The organism is Streptomyces sp. SID10853, assembly GCF_010548145.1.
GTDB lineage: Bacteria > Actinomycetota > Actinomycetes > Streptomycetales > Streptomycetaceae > Streptomyces.
The window spans coordinates 1-15,048 of the sequence record NZ_JAAGLN010000174.1; the positions used below are offsets into that span (position 1 = coordinate 1).

A 15,048-nucleotide genomic window follows, 5' to 3' on the forward strand; every position below is an offset into this window, starting at 1 on the left:
TCGAGAGCCGCGGGACCGCACCGGTACGGCTGCTGCGCTCGGCCGGGGTGCGCGTCGCCGCGGGCAGCGGCGCGCTGCGCGACCTGGCGAACCCGGTCGGCCGCGGAGACCCCCTGGAGGCCGCGTATCTGCTCGCTTCGCAGAGCGGTCTGCGGCCCGACGACGCGTACAGCGCGGTCAGTTCGGCCCCGCGCGATGCCATGGGTCTGCCCGAGGTGCGGGTGGAGGCGGGCTTCCCCGCCGAGCTCCTCGCGGTGCGCGGGGAGCAGCTCTCCGGGGTGCTGTCCCTCGCGTACAGCAGGATCGTCATCCACCGCGGCCGGGTCGTCGCGCGGACCAACGCGGTACGCGAGTACTGCGACTCGACCGCCCCCGGCGCGCTCGAACTGCCGCGGCAGGGACGGGTCGACCCCGGGCCCTGAGGGCCGCGCCCGCCCGGCCCTGCGGCCCCGGCGCCGAGTCTCCTGGGGATCCTCCCCGCCGGCCACGGGCATTCCTGAGCGAGTGCGGCCGCCGGAGCGTACCGTCGGAAACATGCGCATTGTCATCGCAGGTGGACACGGTCAGATCGCGCTGCGTCTCGAGCGGCTGCTCGTCGCGCGCGGTGACGAGGTCGCGGGCATCATCCGCGCAGCGGGACAGGCCGACGACCTGAGATCCGCGGGTGCCGAACCGGTCGTCCTCGACCTGGAATCGGCCACTGTGGACCAGGTCGCCCAGGCCCTGTCGGGTGCCGACGCGGTGGTCTTCGCGGCGGGTGCGGGCCCCGGCAGCACCGTCGAACGCAAGGACAGCGTGGACCGGGACGCGGCGGTGAAACTCGCCGACGCCGCCGAGCAGGCCGGCGTACGCCGCTACCTCATGGTCTCGGCCATGGGTGCCGACACCACCCACAAGGGCGACGAGGTCTTCGACGTCTACCTCCGCGCCAAGGGTGCGGCGGACGCCGCCGTACGGGCCCGCCGGACCCTGGACTGGACGGTGCTGCGCCCGGGCTCGCTGACCGACGACGCGGGCACCGGACAGGTGCGCCTGGAGGCCAGGACCGGCCGCGGGCGGGTCCCCCGCGACGACGTGGCCGCGGTGCTCGCCGAGCTGATCGAGACCCCGGCGACCGCGGGCCTGACCCTGGAGCTGATCGGCGGGTCGGTGCCGGTGTCGGTCGCCGTGAAGGATGTGGCGGGCAACTGATGCAGAACCCACCGGTGGTTGTCGAGCGGGCGGCGCAGCCGTACGCGGCGATCAGGGAGACCGTCACCATGGACACGTTCCCGGTGGTCGCCGACCGGCTGGCGGAGGTGTCCGACTGGCTCGCCGTGCACGGGACGGAGCCCGCGGGTGCGCCGTTCTTCCGGTACGGCGTCATCGACATGGAACGCGGTATGGAGGTCGAGGCGGGTGTGCCGGTGGCGGGTCCGCCGCAGGGCGCGGGCGGTGAGGCGGCCGCCGACGCGGGCGAGGTCTTCACCGGCACACTGCCCGCCGGCCGGTATCTGACGGTCACCCACATCGGGCACCCGGACGAGCTGTTGGGGGTCACCGCGGGCCTGCTGGAGTGGGCCGCGGCACGCGGTATGGAATGGGACATGGTGAAGGCCGACGTGGTCGAGGAGTGGGGCTGCCGGCTGGAGATCTACAAGACGGATCCGCGGGAGGAGCCGGACATGTCCAAGTGGGAGACGGAGCTGGCGTTCCGGCTCGCCGACCCCGGCCCGCAGCGGTAGCGCCCGCCCTACCGGCGGCCCGTGGCGCCGGGGCGAGTGCCTCGGGCACCCGGAGAGCCGGACAGCCCCCGGAAAACCGGAAAACCTCTGACCAGATGCTGGTCAGAGGCTGATTCCAGTGGCGGCGCCAGGGTTCGAACCTGGGTAGGCTGAGCCGGCAGATTTACAGTCTGCTCCCTTTGGCCACTCGGGCACACCGCCTGGGATGTGTCGCTGCGGAACCGCTGTGCTGCGGACTCCGTGGCAACGACGTAAACGATACCTGATGACACGGGGTGCTTCGCCACCCGATTGACCGGGGACGGTCGGGAGCGGCCCCGGCGCAGCCCTTAGGCTTGCGCGCAACAGGCCGGGACACCGGTCGTGCCCCTCAACACACCCCGATACAAGGAGCCACAGGACATGGCCGACTCCAGTTTCGACATCGTCTCGAAGGTCGAGCGGCAAGAGGTCGACAACGCCCTCAACCAGGCCGCCAAGGAGATCTCGCAGCGTTACGACTTCAAGAACGTCGGCGCCTCCATCGACTGGTCGGGCGAGAAGATCCTGATGCAGGCGAACACCGAGGAGCGGGTCGCCGCGATCCTCGATGTGTTCCAGACCAAGCTGATCAAGCGCGGGATCTCCCTCAAGGCGCTGGACGCGGGCGAGCCGCAGCTGTCCGGCAAGGAGTACAAGATCTTCGCCTCCATCGAGGAGGGCATCTCGCAGGACAACGCCAAGAAGGTCGCGAAGGTCATCCGCGACGAGGGCCCCAAGGGCGTCAAGGCGCAGGTCCAGGGCGATGAACTGCGGGTCAGCTCCAAGAGCCGGGACGATCTGCAGGCCGTGCAGGCGCTGGTGAAGGGCAAGGACTTCGACTTCGCGCTGCAGTTCGTGAACTACCGCTGATGTCCCGCCCCCTCCCGGCGGGCCGCGGCCCCCGCGCGCTGTGACATGCGGGGCTGCGGCATGCGGAGCTGCGGCTTGTGGGGCGCCGTGACTGTGGCGCGGCGTGACATGTGACGTGGCATGCGATGTGACGTGGCATGCGATGTGGCACGCGATGTCCGAAATCCGCCGGTCCGGCGGGGTCGGGGGTCGCAGACTCGTAGGTGTCCCGGTGGAACGGCCGCCGGGGCGCTGCGAGGAAGGGAGCGACCGATGACCGTGTACGAGGCCGTGTGCACACCGGAGGCCGTGTACACCACAGTCGGCAGTCCGCTCGGTGAGCTGTTGCTGGTGGGTCAGGAATCGGCGGCGGCGCGGGGCGGCGTGGCCCTGGTCTCGCTGTCCGTGCCGGGCCAGAAGGGCGGCGTGTCCGTCGGGGACGCCGCGGGCGCGGGGCGGCGCCGGGACCCGGCCGCGTTCGAGTGGATCGCCGGCCAGCTGCGGACCTATTTCGCCGGCGGTTCGACCGGCTTCGCGATCGATTACGCGGTGGGCGGGACCGATTTCCAGCAGCGGGTGTGGGCCGAGCTGGACAGCCTCCCGTACGGCAGCACCGTCTCGTACGGGGAGCTGGCGGGGCGCGTCGGGCTCTCGGGCGCCGGAGTGCGCGCCGTGGGTACCGCGATCGGGCGTAATCCCCTGCTGGTCGTACGGCCGTGTCACCGGGTGATCGGGGCCGACGGGGCGCTGCGCGGTTACGCGGGCGGGCTGGAGCGCAAGCGGTGGCTGCTGGGCCTTGAGGGGGCGCCGGCGTCGTGACGGCGCGTGGTGAGTGCCCGGGCCGCGGGGCGGGTGCGGCCGTATGACCGGGCTGTTCCCGCCGGACCGGGTGGAGGTCGCGCCCGGAGCCGTCCATGTGCCGGAGTGGCTGTCGGTGGAGCGCCAGGCCGAACTGGTCGCCGCGTGCCGGGAGTGGGCGCGGGGGCCTGTACCGCTGCGGCGCACGCGGTTGCCGGGCGGTGGCGTGATGTCCGTACGGACGGTGTGTCTGGGGTGGCACTGGCAGCCGTACCGGTATGCGCGTACCGCGGACGATGTGAACGGCGCGCGGGTGGCGGAATTCCCGGGCTGGCTGGCGGAGTTGGGGCGCTCGGCGGTGGCCGAGGCGTACGGGGATGCCGGGGGCGCCGGCTCGGTGTACGCGCCCGATGCGGCGCTGGTGAACTTCTACGACGGTGACGCGCGGATGGGGATGCACCAGGACAAGGAGGAACGGTGCGCTGCTCCGGTGGTGTCACTGAGCCTGGGTGATACGTGTGTCTTCCGCTTCGGGAACCCGGAGGGGCGGGGGCGGCCCTATACGGATGTGCGGCTGGCGTCGGGGGATCTTTTTGTCTTCGGAGGACCTTCGCGGTTCGCGTACCACGGTGTCCCGAAGGTCCTTCCGGAGACGGCTGATCCGGCGGTGGGGCTGCTGGGCGGGCGGTTGAACATCACGCTGCGCGAGACGGGGCTCGGGGCCGGCCGGCGGGCCGCGGACGATCAGCGCTGACGGCTGATGTGCGCGGTCAGCGGCGTGACCGGGAGTTGCCGAAGAGCAGCCGGTAGATGATCAGCAGGACCAGGGCGCCCGCGATGGCGGAGATCCAGGTCGCACCATCGTAGAAGTGCTTCGCCACCGGGTGGTTGAAGAAGTGGGAGGCGCCCCATCCGCCGACGAAGGCTCCCACGATTCCTATGAGGATGGTGCCGACGATGCCCCCGGGGTCACGGCCGGGGAGCAGGATCTTGGCGATGGTCCCTGCGAGCAGTCCGAGGATGATCCAACTGATAATTCCCATGAGCAGAGCCTGCCTTACGTTCGGTGTCTTAAACAGGGACGCCGAGTCGGCATGGCTGGTTGCGCCGCTGGTCGTGATGGTGAGCGGTCCGCGTGGGCGGTGACGTGCGGGCGGTGGAGCGGTCCGCGTGGGCGGTGAAGTGCGGGCGGCGGTGAGCGGTGAAGTGCGGCCGGCGGTGAGCGGTTGTCCCGTGCGGCTCAGCGGGCGGCCCAACGGGCGGCTCAGCGGGCGGCTCAGCGGGCGGTGAAGGGCTGGTCCGTGGGGACGATCTCCTTGCCCAGCGGCATCAGGGAGACGGGGATCAGCTTGAAGTTCGCGATACCGAGGGGGATGCCGATGATCGTGACGCACAGGGCGATGCCGGTGAAGATGTGGCCGAGTGCGAGCCACCAGCCGGCGAGGACCAGCCACAGGACGTTGCCCACGCAGGAGGGGGCTCCGGCGTCGGAGCGGTCCACCGCCATGTAGCCGAAGGGCCAGAGCGCGTAGACACCGATACGGAACGCGGCGATCCCGAAGGGGATGCCGATGATGGTGATGCAGAGCAGCGCGCCCGCGAGAACGTAGCCGAGGAACATCCAGAAGCCGCAGAGGATGAGCCAGATGACGTTGAGGATGGTCTTCATGAGCGGGGGCCTGCCATCTGTTCGAGTCGGGTGATGCGCTCCGCCATGGGCGGGTGTGTGGAGAACATCTTGGACAGTCCCTGGCCGGGACGGAAAGGGTTCGCGATCATCATGTGACTCGCGGTCTCGATCCGGGGCTCGGGCGGCAGCGGCAGCTGCTTCGTACCGGCGTCGAGCTTGCGCAGCGCGCCTGCGAGGGCGAGCGGGTCGCCGGTGAGCTGGGCGCCCGACGCATCGGCCTCGTACTCGCGTGAGCGGCTGACGGCCAGTTGGATGAGGGACGCGGCCAGCGGGCCCAGGATCATGATCAGCAGCATACCGATGAGGCCGGGGCCCTCGTCGTCGTCGGAGCGGCCCACGGGGATGAGCCAGGCGAAGTTGACGAGGAACATGACGACGGAGGCCAGGGCGCCTGCGACGGATGAGATCAGGATGTCGCGGTTGTAGACATGGCTGAGCTCATGGCCGAGGACCCCGCGCAGTTCGCGTTCGTCGAGGATCTGGAGGATGCCTTCGGTGCAGCAGACCGCGGCGTTGCGCGGGTTGCGCCCGGTGGCGAAGGCGTTCGGCGCCTGGGTCGGCGAGATGTAGAGCCGGGGCATGGGCTGGCGGGCCGCGGTGGAGAGCTCGCGGACGATGCGGTAGAGCGCCGGGGCCTCGAATTCGCTGACGGGCCTGGCCCGCATGGCGCGCAGGGCGAGCTTGTCGCTGTTCCAGTAGGCGTACGCGTTGGTGCCGAGGGCGACGACGAGCGCGACGATCAGGCCCGTACGGCCGAAGAAGCTGCCGATGACGATGAGGAGGGCTGACAGCCCCCCGAGGAGGACGGCGGTCCTCAGCCCGTTGTGCCGGCGGTGCACGGTACGCCCTCCAAATCGTGCGGCAGGGGAACCTTCGCTCAGTGAGTCAGTCCACTGTCCTCAGTCCACTGTCCAGTGGACCCTCCCTCACTGGTCAACGCCAGGCGAGGGAGGCTAGTTCCCTTGTGCGCGCGGCCCGTGGTGTGCGCCGTACGGGTGGGTCAGCCCTGTGCGGGGACCTTCGCCAGTTCCAGGGCCTCGGGTACGGGTTCGACCTGGCTGGTGCAGTGGGCGCAGCGGGAGGCGATCGCCGGGATCTCGGTGTAGCAGTACGGGCAGTCGCGCAGGGCCGCCTTGATGTCGACGGGCTTGTCGGCGGTGAACCGGTCCTGGATCTTGGCCAGCGGGACGACGACGCAGAAGTAGAGGACCGCGGCGGTCACGAGGAAGGCGACGCCGGCGTTGATGAGGAGGCCGTAGCGGAAGTGCGCGCCGTCGACGGTGAACTCGGCCTTGCTGAAGTCGCCCATGGCGGAGCTGGTGGCGAGGCCGATGAGGGGGGTGATGAAGGCGCTGCTGAGTGCGGTGACGACTGCCGTGAAGGCGGACCCCACGGCCAGGCCGATGGCCAGTGAGATGACGTTCCCGCGGAGGATGAAGTCTTTGAACCCGCTCAGCACTGCTTGCTCCTTGTTCGGTGGTCCCTGCGCACAGCTCCTGGGCGGGCTGTCGGGCGGTGGTTCGCCGGCGCTGTTCTCCGGTGCTGTTCTCCGGCGTGGTGCGTGTGCCCCGGAGTGCGCGCCAGGGCGCCGTCCGTGGTGTGCGCCCGGCGGAAGACCGTAGCAAAACTCAGAAGAGGCTGCCGGACGCGAAGTGCAGGACCAGCTGGGGGGCGACGGAGAGCACGGCTCCCGCGGCGGCCGCGAGGGCGATGGTGAGCGTGAGCGGGACGGGAATGCGGGGCCCTGTGCGGGTTTCGCCGGTCGCGGATCCGGTGGCGGCGGCGCTGGTGGCGGTCGCGGCCGTTTCCTGGGGTGTGCGGAACAGCACAGCTGTCCAGCGGAGGTAGTAGTACAGCGCGATGGCGACGTTGACGGCCATGACGGCGGCCAGCCAGCCGAGGCCCGCGCCGACCGCGCTCTGGAAGACGGTGACTTTGGCGAACAGGCCGATGATCCCTGGGGGCAGTCCGGCGAGGCAGAGCAGGAAGAAGGCGAGCGCGAGGGCGGTGAGCGGCCGCCTGGCGTAGAGCCCTCGGTGGTCGGTGAGGCGGCTGCCGGGGCGGGAGCGGGCGACGAGGGCCACGGTGGCGAATGCGCCGAGGTTCACGACGGCGTACATGAGGGCGTACGCGACGGTCGAGCCGATTTCGCGGTCCGAGGTGTATCCGGCCGCGGCGACCGGCACGAGGAGGTATCCGGCCTGGCCGATGGAGGACCAGGCCAGCAGCCGTACGGCGCTGTGGGCGCGGGTGGCCCGCTGGCGCAGGGCGGCGGTGTTGCCGACGGTCATGGTGAGCGCGGCGAGTACGGCGATGGCCGGGCCCCAGAGGTCGGAGTACCCGGGGAAGGCGACGACGGTCACGAGGATCAGCCCGGAGAAGCCGACGGCCTTGCCGATGACGGAGAGGTAGGCGGCGATGGGCAGGGGCGCGCCGATGTACGTGTCGGGGACCCAGAAGTGGAAGGGCGCGGCGGCCGTCTTGAACGCGAACCCGACGAGGGTGAGGACGACTCCGGCCTCGGCGAGGGTGTTGAGCTGGGGGTCGACCTGGGCGGTGGCGATGCGGCCGAGGTGCAGGGTGCCGGTGGCCGCGTAGACGAAGCTGACGCCGAGCAGGGTGACGGCGGTCGCGGTGACCGAGGAGAGGAAGAACTTGAGGGCCGCTTCGGACGAGAGGCGGTCGCCGCGCTTGAGGCCGACGAGGGCGAAGGCGGGCAGCGAGGCCACTTCGAGGGCGACGACGAGGGTGGCGAGGTCCCGTGAGGCGGGCAGCAGCGTGGCTCCGGAGGCGGAGGCCAGGAGCAGGAACCAGAACTCGCCGGCGGGGAGCCGGTCGCCGCCGGTCTCGCTCATCGAGAGCAGCGCGGTGAGCAGGGCGCCGCCGAGTACGAGCAGCTGGATGGCGAGGGTGAAGTGGTCCGCTGTGTAGCTGCAGGCCCCGTGGTCGGTGGTGAGGCAGAAGGTGGAGCGGTTGCCGTGGCGCAGCGGCAGGAGCATGAGGACGGCGGCGGCGAGTCCGGCGACGGCGCCCCAGCCGATGAGCTGCTTGCGGTGGTCGGGGACGAAGAGGTCGGCGACAAGGATGATCAGCGCGGTCGCGGCGACGATGACGGGCGGTGCGATCGCGAGCCAGTCGACGGACTGGACGAGGGAGCTCATGCCTTGCCTCCTGCGAGGAGCTTCTGCACGGCCGGGTCGGTGAGGCCGAGGAGGGCGGCGGGCCACAGGCCGGCGAGGACGGTGAGGACGACGAGCGGGCTCCAGGTGGCCAGCTCGTAGCCCTGGACGTCCTGGATGCCGGGGGCGGCGGCGGTGGCGGTGGCAGGGACGGTGAGTGCCTCGTGCGGCTCACGTGATCCGGGTGCCTCGCGTGACACAGGTGATCCGTGTGCCTTGCGTGATCCGGGTGATCCGTCTGTCTCGCGTGACCCGGGTGACGCGTGCGCCTCGGGTGTCGTCTGCGGTGCGCTGCCCATGCAGACGCGGCGTACGACGAGGAGGAGGTACGCGGCGGTGAGCAGGGTACCGACGGCGGCGAGCGACATGAAGGTGAGGAAGGCGGGGCGGCTGAGCCCACGGGCCGGGTCGAAGGCGCCGAACATGGTGAGCATCTCGCCCCAGAACCCGGCGAGCCCCGGCAGGCCGAGCGAGGCGACCGCGGCGAAGGCGACGAGGCCGCCGAGCCGGGGGGCGCGGCCGTAGAGGGCGGCGCCGGTCGCTCCGGCGAGTGTGTCGAGGTCGGCGGTGCCGTACCGGTCCTTCAGCGCGCCGACGAGGAAGAAGAGCAGCCCGGTGATGAGGCCGTGGGCGATGTTGGCGAAGAGCGCGCCGTTGACACCGGTGGGGGTCATCGACGCGATGCCGAGAAGTACGAAGCCCATGTGGCCGACGGACGAGTAGGCGATGAGCCGCTTGAGGTCGCCCCTGTTGCCGCGGCGGGCCAGCGAGAGGCAGGCGAGCGATCCGTAGATGATGCCGGCGACGGCGAAGGCCGCGAGGTAGGGGGCGAAGGTGTGCATGCCCTCGGGGGCGATGGGCAGGGCGATGCGGACGAATCCGTAGGTGCCCATCTTGAGCATGACCCCCGCGAGGAGCACCGAGCCCGCGGTGGGTGCGGCGGTGTGGGCGTCGGGGAGCCAGCTGTGCAGCGGCCACATCGGGGTCTTCACGGCGAGGCCGATGGCGATGGCGAGGACCGCGACGACCTGGGTGGTGTGGGTGAGGCCGCGGCCGTTGTCAGTGGCGAGTGCCACCATGTCGAGTGTGCCGCTTTGCACGCCGATGAGGAGGAGGCCGAGCAGCATGACGACGGAGCCGAGCACGGTGTAGAGGATGAACTTCCAGGCGGCGGCGGTGCGTTCGGCGCCGCCCCAGCGGGCGATGAGGAAGTACATCGGGATGAGGACCATCTCGAAGGCCAGGAAGAAGAGCACCAGGTCGAGGGCGGCGAAGGTGGCGAGCGTCCCCGATTCGAGGAGGAGGACGAGAGCGACGAACGCCTTGGGGGACGGGCCCGGGGGGAGCTTGAAGCAGGAGTAGAGCGCGCAGAGGAAGGTCAGCAGCGCGGTCAGTACGAGAAGGGGGAGCGAGATGCCGTCGGTGCCGAGGTGGATGCGGACGTGGAGCGCCGGGATCCAGCTGATGTCGGTGGTGGCCTGCATCTTCGACGGGTGGTCACGGTCGAAGCCGAGCGCGAGGACGATCGCGGCGATGAGCACGGTGCCGGTGACGATCACACCATGGCGGAGTACGGCCTGCTGGGGTGACCTGCCCCGCAGCCCGGGCGGTGCGGGCAGCAGCGCGGCGACGGCACCGATGACCGGCGCGGCGACGATGAACGCCAGGAGGAACTGCATCACGGATGCGCTGATATCGATCACGGCTCACGATCCGGCGTAGGCGTTGGCAAGGGCGACGGCGGCGATCACCAGGACGACGGATCCGGCGAGCAGGGCGCTGAGGTAGGTCTGCGGATTGCCGGTCTGGGCCCGGCGGAACGCGGCCCCCAGCAGGCGGGGCAGGGCGCTCGCACCGCGTACGTAGGTGTCGATGACCTCGCGGTCCAGGAAGCGGACCAGTTGGGCAGCGGCGAGCACGGGGCGTACGAACACGGCGGTGCAGAGGGCGTCGAGGTGGAAGCCGGTCACCGCGTGGCGGTGGAGCGGGCCGAGGAGCAGCCTGCCGGGGTCGAGCGGGTCCGGGGCCGAGGCGATGCTGCCGTAGACCGATCGGTGGGTCGCGATGGCCTCGGCCTCGACGGTGCCGGGGTCCGCGTCCGGGTGGGCCGTGACGGCGCCGATCGGGGGCTGTTGGGCCATGGCTGTGGTGTGACGCCAGGTGCCGTAGGTGACGAGGCCGCCCACGAGGGCGACGCCGGTACCGAGGACGGAGGTGGTGAGGGTCGGGGTGAGGCTGTTGCCGTCGAACCAGCCGGTGAGGCGGCCTGCGGTGAGGCCGAAGCCGATGGTGGGAATGGCGAGGAGCCAGAGCACACCGTTCATGGCGAGGGGCTGCTTGCCGTGGTCGGGGGCTTCGCTGCCCTTGCCGCGGAAGGCGAGGAGCCAGAGCCGGGTGGCGTAGGCGGCGGTCAGCAGGGCGGTGACGAGGCCTGCGATCAGCACGGTCCAGCCGGCGCCCGCGGGGGCGATGGCGCTGTCGCCGAGCGCGGTGTTCTCCGCGGCACCGAGGACGGATTCCTTGGAGAAGAATCCGGCGAAGGGCGGGATCGCTGCGAGGGCGAGCAGGGCGATGGTCATCGTCCAGAAGGCGTCGGGAATGCGCTTCGCCAGGTTGTCCATACGGCTCATCGCGGCCAGCGAGTTGGTGCCTGCGGCGTGGATGACGACGCCGGCGCCGAGGAAGAGGAGTGCTTTGAACGCGCCGTGCGAGAGGAGGTGGAAGACGGCGGCACCGCGGTCGCCGGCGGCCAGGGCGCCCGACATATAGCCGAGTTGCCCGATGGTCGAGTAGGCGAGGACGCGTTTGATGTCGTCCTGCGCGAGGGCGGCGAGTGCCGATCCGATCATGGTGACGGCGGACATGACGGCGAGGACGGTCATGGCGGCCGCGGACGCCGCGAAGACCGGCAGCAGCCTGGCCACGAAGTAGATCCCGGCGGCGACCATGGTGGCCGCGTGGATCAGGGCGGAGACGGGGGTGGGGCCTGCCATCGCATCGGGCAGCCAGGTGTGCAGCGGGAACTGCGCGGACTTCCCGGCGACGCCCGCGAGCAGCAGCAGCGCGATCAGGGTGGGGTGGTGGAGGCCGCCGGCGGAGACGGTGCTCAGGATGCCGGTGATACGGAACGTTCCGGCGTCGGTGGCGAGCGCGAACAGCCCGATCAGGAAGGGGACATCACCGAGTTTGGTGACCAGGAAGGCTTTGAGGGAGGCGGATCGGGCTTCGGGCGTCTCCCAGTAGTGGCCGACGAGGAAGTACGAGCAGATGCCCATGACCTCCCAGCCGACGAGCAGCACCATCAGGTCGCCGGAGTAGACGACGAGCAGCATGGCGGCGGTGAAGAGCGAGACGATCGCCGCGTACGAGGGGTAGCGCGGGTCGTCGCGCAGATAGGCGGTCGAGTAGATCTGCACGCACGCGGCGACGGTCACGACCAGGGTGGCGACGAGGGCGGCGAAGCCGTCGATGTGCAGGGACAGGTCGATGGGCACGGAGCCGGTGGGGGTGAGCCGGGTGGCCGCGTCGATGGTCTGGCCGCCGCTCTGCCGGACGGCCACGGTGATCGCCAGTGCGGCCGCGACGAGCGTGGGGAGGATGGCGAGCGGGCGGACGAATCCGGGCGCGATACGGCCGAGCAGGAGTCCTGCCACGGCCCCGAGGAAGGGGACGAGGGGGACGAGGACGGCGAGGGTCGTCGTGGTCACGCGGCAGCCTCTGCCTTCTCCTCGCGGTCTTCGGGTCCGTCGGGGTTGCCCGGGCTGTCCAGGTCGTGCCCGTCATGCGGGTCGTCGTCGTCAGGGTTCCGGGGTTCGGCGGTGTCGCGGAGCTTGTCGATGTCCGTCGTACCCCGGTTCCGGTGGACCGCGAGGACGATCGCCAGGCCGATGCCGATCTCGGCTGCGGCGATGGCGATCGTGAAGAGGGTGAGGGCCTGCCCGGAGTGGAGCTTGTCGCGCAGCCATACGTCGAAGGCGACGAGGTTGAGGTTGACGGCGTTGAGCATCAGCTCGACGGACATCAGGATCAGGATGACGTTGCGGCGGGCGAGTACTCCGTACAGCCCGGTGCAGAAGAGGAGGGCCGCGAGCACGGCGGGATAGACGAGGTGCATCAGCGCTGCTCTCCGCTGGTCGCTGCGGGGCTGGTCCCGGCGGGGCTGGTCCCGGCGGGGCTGGTCGCTGCCGCGCTGTTCTTGCGGGACAGGACGATCGCCCCGACCAGGGCGGCCAGCAGGAGGACGGAGAGCGCCTCAAAGGGCAGTACCCAGTTACGGAAGAGGATCTGGCCGGAGACCTTGGTCGAACCCTGGACGGGGCCGTGGAGGTTGATCCAGGTCGTGCGGAACGCGTCGACGACCACCCAGACGAGTGCGGCGGCCGCGGCGACGGCCACCGCGAGTGCCACCCAGCGGTTCTCCGAATCGGCGTCCGGGGAGCGGCCGATGGGGGCCTTGGTGAGCATCAGGCCGAAGAGCAGGAGGACGACGACGGAGCCGACGTAGATCAGCACCTGCACCCAGGCGATGAACTCGGCCGTCAGCAGCAGGTATTCGACCGCCAGACCGCCGAGCGCCACGATCAGCCAGAGCGCGGCGTGCACCAGCTGCTTGGTGGTGACGGTGATGACCGCCGCGCCGAAGGTGGCGATCCCGACGAGGAGGAACGCGATCTCGACGCCGGTCGGGGACAGGAACCCGGGGTGGGCTGCGGCGGCTGCGACGCCAACCGAGTCTGCTGCGTGGCTCACGCCTCCCCCTCCTGCTCCGGCTGCTCCGGCGGCCGTTCCTGCTCCTCCGGCCGTTCCTGCTCCTCCAACTGTCCCTGCGGCCGTTCCTGCTCCTCCGGCTGCCCCTGCGGCCGTTCCTGCTGGGCCGCCTGTTCCCGCTCGGCGCGCTCAGCCCGTTCGGCCTGTTCGGCCTGTTCGGCCTGTTCGGCCTGTTCGGCGGCTTCGAGTTTGTCCGCCGTCTTGCGTGCTGCGGCGACCTCCTTGGGCTCCTCGGCCGCCGGGTCGAGCGCGGGCGGCGCGGGCACCGTCCACATCCACTCGCGGAGCTTGTCGCGCTCGTGGGTGAGTTCGTGGATGTCCGTTTCCGCGTACTCGAACTCAGGTGACCAGAAGAGCGCGTCGAACGGGCACACCTCGATGCAGATACCGCAGTACATGCAGAGGGCGAAGTCGATCGCGAAACGGTCGAGGACGTTGCGGCTGCGCTCGCGCCCGCCCGGCGCGGCCGCCGGGAGCGTCTCCTTGTGGGAGTCGATGTAGATGCACCAGTCGGGGCACTCGCGGGCGCAGAGCATGCAGACGGTGCAGTTCTCCTCGAACAGCCCGATGACACCGCGGGAGCGGGGCGGGAGTTCGGGCTGGACATCCGGGTACTGCGCCGTGACCGTCTTTCTGGTCATGGTGCGGAGCGTCACGGCCAGGCCCTTGGCCAGACCGGAGCCGGGGACGGGGGGCATCAGCTGATCGCCACCTTCACAATGCCGGTGAGCGCGATCTGCGCGAGGGCCAGCGGGATGAGTACGGTCCAGGCCAGCTTCTGGAGCTGGTCCTCACGGAGCCGCGGATAGGTCACACGGAGCCAGATCACACCGAAGGCCAGGACGGCCGTCTTGAGGAGCATCCAGACCCAGCCGAGTCCGTCGCTCCCCCACGGTCCGTGCCAGCCGCCGAGGAAGAGCACGGCGGTCAGTCCGCAGAGGATCACGATGCCCGCGTACTCGGCGAGCAGGAAGAGCGCGAAGCGCAGGCCCGTGTACTCGGTGTACGCGCCGAAAATGATCTCCGAGTCGGCGACGGGCATGTCGAAGGGCGGGCGCTGGAGTTCGGCCAGTCCCGCGGTGAAGAAGACCAGGCCGCCGACGATCTGCCACGGGATCCACCACCACGCGAAGGCGTCCAGGATGCCGGGCAGCGAGACCGTACCGGCCGCCATCGCGACGGAGGCCGCGGTGAGCAGCATCGGCAGTTCGTAGGCGAGGAGTTGCGCGGCGGTACGGAGCCCGCCGAGCAGTGAGAACTTGTTGGCCGATGCCCAGCCCGCCATGAGCGAGCCGAGTACGCCGACGCCCATCACGGCCAGCACGAAGAAGATGCCCGCGTCGACGACCTGGCCGACGGCGCCTTCGCCGGGCCCGACCGGAATGACCAGCAGGACGAGGAGGTACGGGAGCAGGGCGACGGCGGGCGCGAGTTGGAAGACCCGCCGGTCGGCGTCGGCCGGGACGACGTCTTCCTTCTGCGCGAACTTCACCCCGTCGGCGACGAGCTGGGCCCAGCCGTGGAACCCGCCCGCGTACATGGGTCCGAGGCGGCCCTGCATATGGGCCATGACCTTGTGCTCGGCCTGCCCCACGAGCAGCGGGAGGACGAGGAAGGCGACAAAGACGATGACCAGCCGGATGGCGACGCCGAGTACGTCGTTCACGCGGTATCGCCTCCGTCGGGGGTATCGGTACTGGTGCCCACGCCAGTGTCGGGACTGGTGCCCGAGCCGGTGTCGCGCTCGGCGCCCGCGCCAGTGTCGGGCTCGGCGCCCGCGCCGGCGTCGAGACTGGTGCCCGAGCCGGTTCCCGGCTCCGCGCCTGTGTCGGTTTCCGGTTCGGCGCCTGCGTCGGTCTCGGGCTCGGTGCCGGTTTCTTTCCCTGGCTCGGTGGGCGGGGCGTTGTCCGCACCCTCCCCCGTCCCCGCACCGGCGGGCGGCCCCTGCGGCTGCTCGAAGGCGGGGCGGGCGTTGCGCCAGGGTGCGTCGTCGCCGGCCGCCGGGGCGGGTGCGGCCGCC

The 15,048-nt window shown here is 70.7% G+C and carries 16 protein-coding genes, 1 tRNA gene and 2 pseudogenes; 6 read left to right on the top strand and 13 right to left on the bottom strand.

Going from position 1 to position 15,048, the window contains the following annotated elements; translation table 11 throughout:
• From G3I19_RS26200 to G3I19_RS26210, 3 genes and pseudogenes are all read left to right on the top strand, one after another.
• Positions 1-422 (top strand): annotated as a pseudogene (locus G3I19_RS26200) (hydrolase); the annotation flags it as partial.
• 112 nt (positions 423-534) lie between these two features.
• Positions 535-1,191 (top strand): SDR family oxidoreductase, encoded by a 657-nt coding sequence (locus tag G3I19_RS26205; RefSeq protein WP_164266173.1) that lies wholly within the window; start codon positions 535-537, stop codon positions 1,189-1,191.
• Positions 1,191-1,724 carry a GyrI-like domain-containing protein gene (locus G3I19_RS26210; RefSeq protein ID WP_164266174.1) on the top strand — a complete coding sequence of 178 codons (534 nt, stop codon included), beginning with the start codon at positions 1,191-1,193 and terminating at the stop codon, positions 1,722-1,724. The genes G3I19_RS26205 and G3I19_RS26210 overlap by 1 nt, the downstream gene beginning before the upstream one ends.
• A 119-nt stretch (positions 1,725-1,843) precedes the next feature.
• Here G3I19_RS26210 and G3I19_RS26215 read toward each other — a convergent pair.
• Positions 1,844-1,925 (bottom strand) — tRNA-Tyr (locus tag G3I19_RS26215).
• Between the two features lie 201 nt (positions 1,926-2,126).
• Here G3I19_RS26215 and G3I19_RS26220 point away from each other — a divergent pair.
• The 3 genes from G3I19_RS26220 to G3I19_RS26230 all read left to right on the top strand — a co-directional run bounded on the left by G3I19_RS26220 (position 2,127) and on the right by G3I19_RS26230 (position 4,146).
• A complete protein-coding gene (locus G3I19_RS26220; protein ID WP_164266175.1) occupies positions 2,127-2,615 on the top strand; it encodes a YajQ family cyclic di-GMP-binding protein in 489 nt (162 codons plus the stop codon).
• Positions 2,616-2,867: 252 nt separating this feature from the next.
• Positions 2,868-3,413: a methylated-DNA--[protein]-cysteine S-methyltransferase gene (locus G3I19_RS26225; protein ID WP_164266176.1), complete on the top strand. Its 546-nt coding sequence runs from the start codon at positions 2,868-2,870 to the stop codon at positions 3,411-3,413.
• 43 nt (positions 3,414-3,456) lie between these two features.
• Positions 3,457-4,146, top strand: coding sequence for an alpha-ketoglutarate-dependent dioxygenase AlkB (locus tag G3I19_RS26230; protein WP_164266177.1), 690 nt, complete (start codon positions 3,457-3,459; stop codon positions 4,144-4,146).
• Between the two features lie 16 nt (positions 4,147-4,162).
• Here G3I19_RS26230 and G3I19_RS26235 read toward each other — a convergent pair whose 3' ends face one another.
• From G3I19_RS26235 to G3I19_RS26290, 12 genes and pseudogenes are all read right to left on the bottom strand, one after another.
• Positions 4,163-4,435 carry a GlsB/YeaQ/YmgE family stress response membrane protein gene (locus tag G3I19_RS26235; protein ID WP_164266178.1) on the bottom strand — a complete coding sequence of 91 codons (273 nt, stop codon included), beginning with the start codon at positions 4,433-4,435 and terminating at the stop codon, positions 4,163-4,165.
• Between the two features lie 233 nt (positions 4,436-4,668).
• The gene (locus G3I19_RS26240) at positions 4,669-5,061 is read right to left on the bottom strand and encodes a YccF domain-containing protein (protein ID WP_164266179.1); all 393 of its coding nucleotides are present in this window, start codon (positions 5,059-5,061) and stop codon (positions 4,669-4,671) included.
• Positions 5,058-5,921, bottom strand: a complete 864-nt coding sequence (gene htpX / locus G3I19_RS26245) for a zinc metalloprotease HtpX (RefSeq protein ID WP_164266180.1) — start codon at positions 5,919-5,921, stop codon at positions 5,058-5,060. Before htpX ends, G3I19_RS26240 begins: the two co-directional genes overlap by 4 nt.
• A gap of 161 nt (positions 5,922-6,082) precedes the next feature.
• A complete protein-coding gene (locus G3I19_RS26250; protein ID WP_164266181.1) occupies positions 6,083-6,541 on the bottom strand; it encodes an MscL family protein in 459 nt (152 codons plus the stop codon).
• 169 nt (positions 6,542-6,710) lie between these two features.
• Complete coding sequence (locus G3I19_RS26255) at positions 6,711-8,243, bottom strand: NADH-quinone oxidoreductase subunit N (protein WP_164266182.1); 1,533 nt, start codon at positions 8,241-8,243, stop codon at positions 6,711-6,713.
• The gene (locus G3I19_RS26260) at positions 8,240-9,940 is read right to left on the bottom strand and encodes an NADH-quinone oxidoreductase subunit M (protein WP_164266187.1); all 1,701 of its coding nucleotides are present in this window, start codon (positions 9,938-9,940) and stop codon (positions 8,240-8,242) included. Before G3I19_RS26260 ends, G3I19_RS26255 begins: the two co-directional genes overlap by 4 nt.
• 27 nt (positions 9,941-9,967) lie before the next feature.
• Complete coding sequence (locus G3I19_RS26265) at positions 9,968-11,968, bottom strand: NADH-quinone oxidoreductase subunit L (RefSeq protein ID WP_164266183.1); 2,001 nt, start codon at positions 11,966-11,968, stop codon at positions 9,968-9,970.
• Positions 11,965-12,375, bottom strand: coding sequence for an NADH-quinone oxidoreductase subunit NuoK (gene nuoK, locus G3I19_RS37705; RefSeq protein WP_164266184.1), 411 nt, complete (start codon positions 12,373-12,375; stop codon positions 11,965-11,967). The genes G3I19_RS26265 and nuoK overlap by 4 nt, the downstream gene beginning before the upstream one ends.
• The gene (locus tag G3I19_RS26275; RefSeq protein WP_164266185.1) at positions 12,375-13,010 is read right to left on the bottom strand and encodes an NADH-quinone oxidoreductase subunit J; all 636 of its coding nucleotides are present in this window, start codon (positions 13,008-13,010) and stop codon (positions 12,375-12,377) included. The genes nuoK and G3I19_RS26275 overlap by 1 nt, the downstream gene beginning before the upstream one ends.
• Positions 13,007-13,726, bottom strand: coding sequence for an NADH-quinone oxidoreductase subunit I (locus G3I19_RS26280; RefSeq protein WP_239074840.1), 720 nt, complete (start codon positions 13,724-13,726; stop codon positions 13,007-13,009). Before G3I19_RS26280 ends, G3I19_RS26275 begins: the two co-directional genes overlap by 4 nt.
• The gene (locus G3I19_RS26285) at positions 13,726-14,694 is read right to left on the bottom strand and encodes a complex I subunit 1 family protein (RefSeq protein ID WP_164266186.1); all 969 of its coding nucleotides are present in this window, start codon (positions 14,692-14,694) and stop codon (positions 13,726-13,728) included. Before G3I19_RS26285 ends, G3I19_RS26280 begins: the two co-directional genes overlap by 1 nt.
• Positions 14,691-15,048, bottom strand: a pseudogene (locus tag G3I19_RS26290) (hopanoid C-3 methylase HpnR); the annotation flags it as partial. The gene G3I19_RS26285 and the pseudogene G3I19_RS26290, both read right to left, overlap by 4 nt.

What these genes read in the sequence shown, in the direction of transcription:
- G3I19_RS26210 (WP_164266174.1), top strand. Translation starts at nt 1,191, where the DNA reads ATGCAGAACCCACCGGTGGTTGTCGAGCGGGCGGCGCAGCCGTACGCG.
- G3I19_RS26240 (WP_164266179.1), bottom strand. Translation starts at nt 5,061, where the DNA reads ATGAAGACCATCCTCAACGTCATCTGGCTCATCCTCTGCGGCTTCTGG.
- G3I19_RS26280 (WP_239074840.1), bottom strand. Translation starts at nt 13,726, where the DNA reads ATGCCCCCCGTCCCCGGCTCCGGTCTGGCCAAGGGCCTGGCCGTGACG.
- G3I19_RS26260 (WP_164266187.1), bottom strand. Translation starts at nt 9,940, where the DNA reads ATGCAGTTCCTCCTGGCGTTCATCGTCGCCGCGCCGGTCATCGGTGCC.
- G3I19_RS26235 (WP_164266178.1), bottom strand. Translation starts at nt 4,435, where the DNA reads ATGGGAATTATCAGTTGGATCATCCTCGGACTGCTCGCAGGGACCATC.
- nuoK (WP_164266184.1), bottom strand. Translation starts at nt 12,375, where the DNA reads ATGCACCTCGTCTATCCCGCCGTGCTCGCGGCCCTCCTCTTCTGCACC.
- G3I19_RS26205 (WP_164266173.1), top strand. Translation starts at nt 535, where the DNA reads ATGCGCATTGTCATCGCAGGTGGACACGGTCAGATCGCGCTGCGTCTC.
- G3I19_RS26220 (WP_164266175.1), top strand. Translation starts at nt 2,127, where the DNA reads ATGGCCGACTCCAGTTTCGACATCGTCTCGAAGGTCGAGCGGCAAGAG.
- G3I19_RS26225 (WP_164266176.1), top strand. Translation starts at nt 2,868, where the DNA reads ATGACCGTGTACGAGGCCGTGTGCACACCGGAGGCCGTGTACACCACA.
- G3I19_RS26255 (WP_164266182.1), bottom strand. Translation starts at nt 8,243, where the DNA reads ATGAGCTCCCTCGTCCAGTCCGTCGACTGGCTCGCGATCGCACCGCCC.
- G3I19_RS26230 (WP_164266177.1), top strand. Translation starts at nt 3,457, where the DNA reads ATGACCGGGCTGTTCCCGCCGGACCGGGTGGAGGTCGCGCCCGGAGCC.